This window comes from uncultured Thermus sp., assembly GCF_938010445.1.
GTDB classification, from domain to species: domain Bacteria; phylum Deinococcota; class Deinococci; order Deinococcales; family Thermaceae; genus Thermus; species Thermus altitudinis.
In genome coordinates, this window is the sequence record NZ_CALLUR010000079.1 from 1 (window position 1) to 4,644 (window position 4,644).

The 4,644-nt window shown below is 68.0% G+C and carries 4 protein-coding genes; 3 read left to right on the top strand and 1 reads right to left on the bottom strand.

Annotated features, from left to right (window positions below; all coding sequences use genetic code 11):
- Window positions 1-217 (bottom strand): transcriptional repressor (locus Q0693_RS04610; RefSeq protein WP_298629560.1); only part of this gene is annotated, 217 nt, incomplete at its 3' end.
- A 57-nt stretch (window positions 218-274) separates the two neighbouring features.
- Here Q0693_RS04610 and Q0693_RS04615 point away from each other — a divergent pair.
- From Q0693_RS04615 to Q0693_RS04625, 3 genes are all read left to right on the top strand, one after another.
- A complete protein-coding gene (locus Q0693_RS04615) occupies window positions 275-1,291 on the top strand; it encodes a YibE/F family protein (protein ID WP_298629561.1) in 1,017 nt (338 codons plus the stop codon).
- A gap of 27 nt (window positions 1,292-1,318) precedes the next feature.
- Window positions 1,319-2,440, top strand: a complete 1,122-nt coding sequence (locus tag Q0693_RS04620; RefSeq protein ID WP_298629562.1) for an exonuclease SbcCD subunit D — start codon at window positions 1,319-1,321, stop codon at window positions 2,438-2,440.
- Window positions 2,415-4,644: SMC family ATPase (locus Q0693_RS04625; RefSeq protein WP_298629563.1), on the top strand; the 2,230-nt coding region annotated here is incomplete at its 3' end. The genes Q0693_RS04620 and Q0693_RS04625, both read left to right, overlap by 26 nt.

Sequence of the window (4,644 nt, forward strand, 5' to 3'; positions counted from 1 at the left end):
GGCCTGCGGGTTCGTACCGGGGGGGTTCGCCGGGAAGGACCACGGGGATTAGGAAGCCCTCCTCCACCAAGCCCTTTAGGGTGCGGTACACGGTGGCCAGGCCCAAGGAGGGGACCTTCCTCTTGGCCAGCTCCAGGACCTCTTGGGGGGAGAGGGGCCGGCCTGCCTCTAAAAAGGTTTCCCGGATGGCCCGCCGCTGCCGGGTGGAGCGCTCCATGCTCCCAGAATAGCAATCTGAGAAAAAGTTTTCATCCTTCCGGGGTAAAGTGGCGGCATGCGCTTGGGGGTTCTCCTATGTTTGCTCCTCCTACCCGCCTTGGCCCAGGGCGAGGGGAGGTACCTGGTGGGTCGCCTGGTGGCCCTCGAGCCCCAAGAGGGCGTGGCCCAGGTGGAGGTGGGGGGCAGGAGGCTTCCGGCCCTCCTCCCCGTGGATGGCGGCCAGTACCGGCTGGGCCAGCGGGTGGTCCTCTACCAGGAGGGGGGCCGGACCTATGTGACCGAGCCCGACCGGATCCCCTGGCTTCTTGGTCTTTTGGGCCTGTTCGCCTTCCTAGCGGCCCTCTTGGGCCGGGGCAAGGGGGTTAGGGGGCTTGTGGGCACCTTTTTGAGCCTTTTGGTGGTGGTCTACTTTGTGGTTCCCAGGGTGGCGGCTGGGGGGAACCCGCTTCTTTACGCCTTTTTGGGAAGCCTGGGGGTGCTTCTTCTCACCGTGTACCTGGTCCACGGGGTAAACCGCAAGACCACCGCCGCCCTTTTGGGCACCCTGGCCTCGGTGGCCTTGGTCCTCCTCTTGGCCCTCTTCTTCACCCGGGCCCTGGGGTTCACGGGCCTGGCCTCGGAGGAGGCCCTCCTCCTGAGGCAATGGGGTGGGGTGGACCTGGTCTCCCTCTTCCTGGCGGGGGTGGTGGTGGGGGCCTTGGGAGCCTTGACCGACGTGACCGTGACCCAGGCGGCGGTGGTCCAGGCCTTGGCCCACGCCAACCCCCGCTTTGGCCTGGGGGAGCTTTACCGGAGGGGCATGGAGGTGGGCTACGACCACATGGGTAGCCTGGTGAACACCCTGGTCCTGGCCTATGCGGCCGGTTCCTTACCCCTTTTCCTCCTCCTCACCAAGGACCCCACCCCCTTGCGCTTCCTCCTCAATACCGAGCCCTTTGCCGCCGAGATGGTCTCCATGGTGCTGGGTTCCTTGGGGCTTCTGCTGGCGGTACCCTTCACCACCTTGGTGGCCGCCTGGGCCTTCCAGGGGGGGAAAGGGGGACCGCCGGAGGCCCACGGCCACCCCCACTGAGCCTTGGGCAGGGGTAGTATGGAAGGCGTGCGGCTCCTCCATACCGCGGACTGGCACCTGGGCAAGGTATTAAAGGGCGTGGACCGGACCCCGGAGGTGGGCGAGGCCCTGAAGGCCCTTGTGGAGGTGGTGGCCAAGGAAGGGGTGGACCTGGTGGTGATCTCGGGGGACCTCTTTGACCGCCCCCAGGTATCCGCCGAGGCCGAGGCCATGGCGGTGGAGTTTTTCCTGCGCCTTAGGGAGCTTGGGGTTCCCGCCTTGGTCATCGCCGGCAACCATGACCCCAAGGAGCGCCTCGAGGCCCTCGCCCCCCTCTTGGCCCTGGCGGGGGCGGAGGTGAGGGGGAAGCCCCTTTTCCGGGAGGAAGGGGGTGTGGTCCGGGTGGGGGACCTCGAGGCGGCCCTCCTTCCCTTTGTTTCCGAGCGCATCCTGGTGAAAAAGGTCCTGCAAGAGGCCGAGGAGCGCCACCGCACCTACGCCGAGGCCATGCGCCGCATTCTGGACAACTTGAGAAGCCCCTTGATGTTGGGGCATTTTGCCCTGGAGGGGGCGCGGCCGGGGGCGGGGGAGTTCGCCTTCCACCTCACGGGTAGCTACGCCGTGCCCCCTTCCGCCCTGCCCCTGGAGGCCCGCTATCTGGCCCTGGGCCACATCCACCGCCAGCAACAGGTTTCCGAGGCCCCGGTGGCTTGGTATTCGGGAAGCCTCATCCAGCTGGACTTCGGGGAGGGGGAGGAGGCGGAGCGGGGGGCCTTGCTGGTGGAGGTGCCCGAACGGGGACCGGTCCAGGTCTATCCCCTACGGGAGCGCTGGGGCAAGCCCTTAAGGACCTTCCGCCTGAAGCCCGAGGAGCTGGACGGGAGGCTTCCCGAGCTGGAGCGCTTTCCCGGCTACCTCCGGCTGGTGGTGGAGGGCCGGCTTTCCCCGGCGGTGAAGGAGAGGCTTTTCCAGGGGCTTCCCCATCTCCTGGCGGTGGAGACCCTGGGAGGGCTGGAGGATGGGGAGATGGGCTCGGCTCCGGAACTGGGCTTGGTGGAGGCCTACGAACGCTATCTGAGGGAGCGGGGGCGCCAGGAGGAGGCGCTTTTGGAGCGGTTTGGCCAGGTGCTTAAGGAGGTGGAGCTTGAGGCCCTTGCGCCTGGAGCTTGAGGGGTTTGGCCCCTACCGGGAGCGGCAGGGGGTGGACTTCTCCGACGTGGAGCTTTTCGCCATCACCGGGCCCACGGGAAGCGGGAAGAGCACCCTTTTAGACGCCATGGCCTTCGCCCTCTATGGCCTCGTGCCCCGGGTGGGGCGGAACGTGGGAAGCCTGGTCCACCCTGCCGCCAGCGAGGCCCGGGTGCGCCTCACCTTCCAGGTGGGGGGAAGGGTCTATAGGGTGGAGCGGGTCCGGGGAAGGAGGAGCGAGGGCCGGCTGTTCCAGGTGGAGCCCGCCGGGGAGAAGCTTCTCCCCCTGGAGACCCTGGAGGCCCTGAACCGGACCTTGGAGGAACTCTTGGGGCTCAGCTACGAGGCCTTCACCAGGGCTTTGCTTCTACCCCAAGGGGAGTTTGACCGTTTCCTTAAGGGGGAGGCCAAGGAAAGGCGGAGGATCCTCCTGGACCTCTTTGAGCTTTCCCGGCTGGAGCGGGCCCGGGACAAGGCGGCCTCCCGCAAGGCGGCCCTCCTGGAGGAGAAGGGCCGGCTGGAGGGGGAGCTTTTGGGGCTTCGTGAGGTGAGCCTCGAGGCCAAGGAGGAGCTGGAGAAGGAGCTGGCCCATCTATCCCAGGAGATCGCCCGCCTTCTTCAGGAGAAGAAGCAGCTGGAAAAAGGGCTTGCCGAGGGGAGGGACCTGGAGTCCCTTCTTAAGCGCCTAAGGGAGTTGGAAGGCCGCCTACACCGCCTTAAGGCCGAGGCCCCCCGCATGGGGGAGGTGGAGGAAAGGCTTAAGAAGGCGGAGGAGGCGGAAAAGGCCTTGCCCCTTTGGCAAGACCTCAGGTGGAAGGAGGAGGCCCTGGCCGCCACCAAAGGAAGGCTCCGGGGACTAAGGGACCAGCTGGAAAAGCTGGAACGGGAGCGCCGGGCCCTGGCCTTTGACCCCGGGGAGCTGAAGGCGGCGCAAAGGGCGCTCCGGGAGGCGGAAGGGCTTAGGGCCCTCGAGGCCCTTTGGCGCCGGGTGGGGGTGAAGGAGCACCCCGCCCCCAGGGTGGGGCTTTCCCCCGAGGCCTATGCGGAGGCCTTGGAGTCCCTACTGCGGGAGGAGGCCCTTTTGGCGGAGAGGGAGCGGGGGCTGGCCCGCCTGGTGGAGGGGCAAAGGCGGCTTGGGGAAAAGGAGGAGGCCTTAAGGCAACTTAAGGAGGCCCTGGAGCGCCTGGTGGCGGAGGGGGGGCAGGCCCGGGCCCAGGCGGAGGCCCTGGAGGAGGCCCGGAAGGGGGCCGAGGCCCACCGGCTCGGGCTGGAGCTGGAGGAGATCGCGAGGCGAAGGGGGCTTTTGGAGGAGGAAAAAAAGCGCCTGGAGGCCGAGCTCGCCCACCTGGCCCAGGAGGAGAAGCGGCTTGGGCTTCTTGCCTACCGCGACCTTCTGCGCCCCGGGGAGCCCTGCCCCCTGTGCGGCGGCGTGGTCCGCGCCCTGCCCCCGGTGCCGGAGGGGCCCGGGGCCTCCGGCCTCAGGAAGAGGCGGGAGGAGGGGGAGAAGGCCTTGCGGGAGGTCCTGACCCGGCTCGGGGCCCTGGCGGAGGAGGAAAGGGCCAAGCGCGAGGCCCTAAAGGCCCTGGGGGTTCCACCCCGCCCCGGGGATCCCAAGGCCCTGGAGGAGGAGCTTCAGGGGGCGCAGGCCAGGCTTCAGGAGCTTAGGGAACGGTACAGGGAAAAACAGGGGGAGGCCCGGGCCCTGGAGGAGGAGGTGAAGCGGCTTTCCCAGGAGTTGGAGCATGGGCGCCGGGAGCTTTCCGGCACGGAGGGGGAGGTAGGGCCCCTAACGGATCTCGGCGGACAAGAAGCGGCCTGGGAAAGGGTCCGGGAAGCCTTGGCCTCCTTGCGGCAGGAGAAGGAGGCCTTGGGGGCTGGGCTTTACCGCCTGCTTTGGGAAAAGACGGGGGGGAGGCCGGTGGGGGAGCACATCGGGCAGCTTTCCCGAAGGCTGGAGGAGCTGGAAAAAAAGGAGGGGCGGGACCGCCAACTGGCCCAGGCCCTGGAGGAGGTTTCCCGGACCCTGGCGGGGCTTTCCGCCCAGGAGAAGGAGCAGGAAAAGGCCCTGGAGGAGGCCAGGGGCCGGGTCTTGGGCCTGATGCCCGAAGAGGAGGCCAAGGCCCTCTACCTCTCCCCTGAGGAGCGGGAGGCCTTGGCCAAGGGGGTCCGGGTCCACCGGGAGGAGG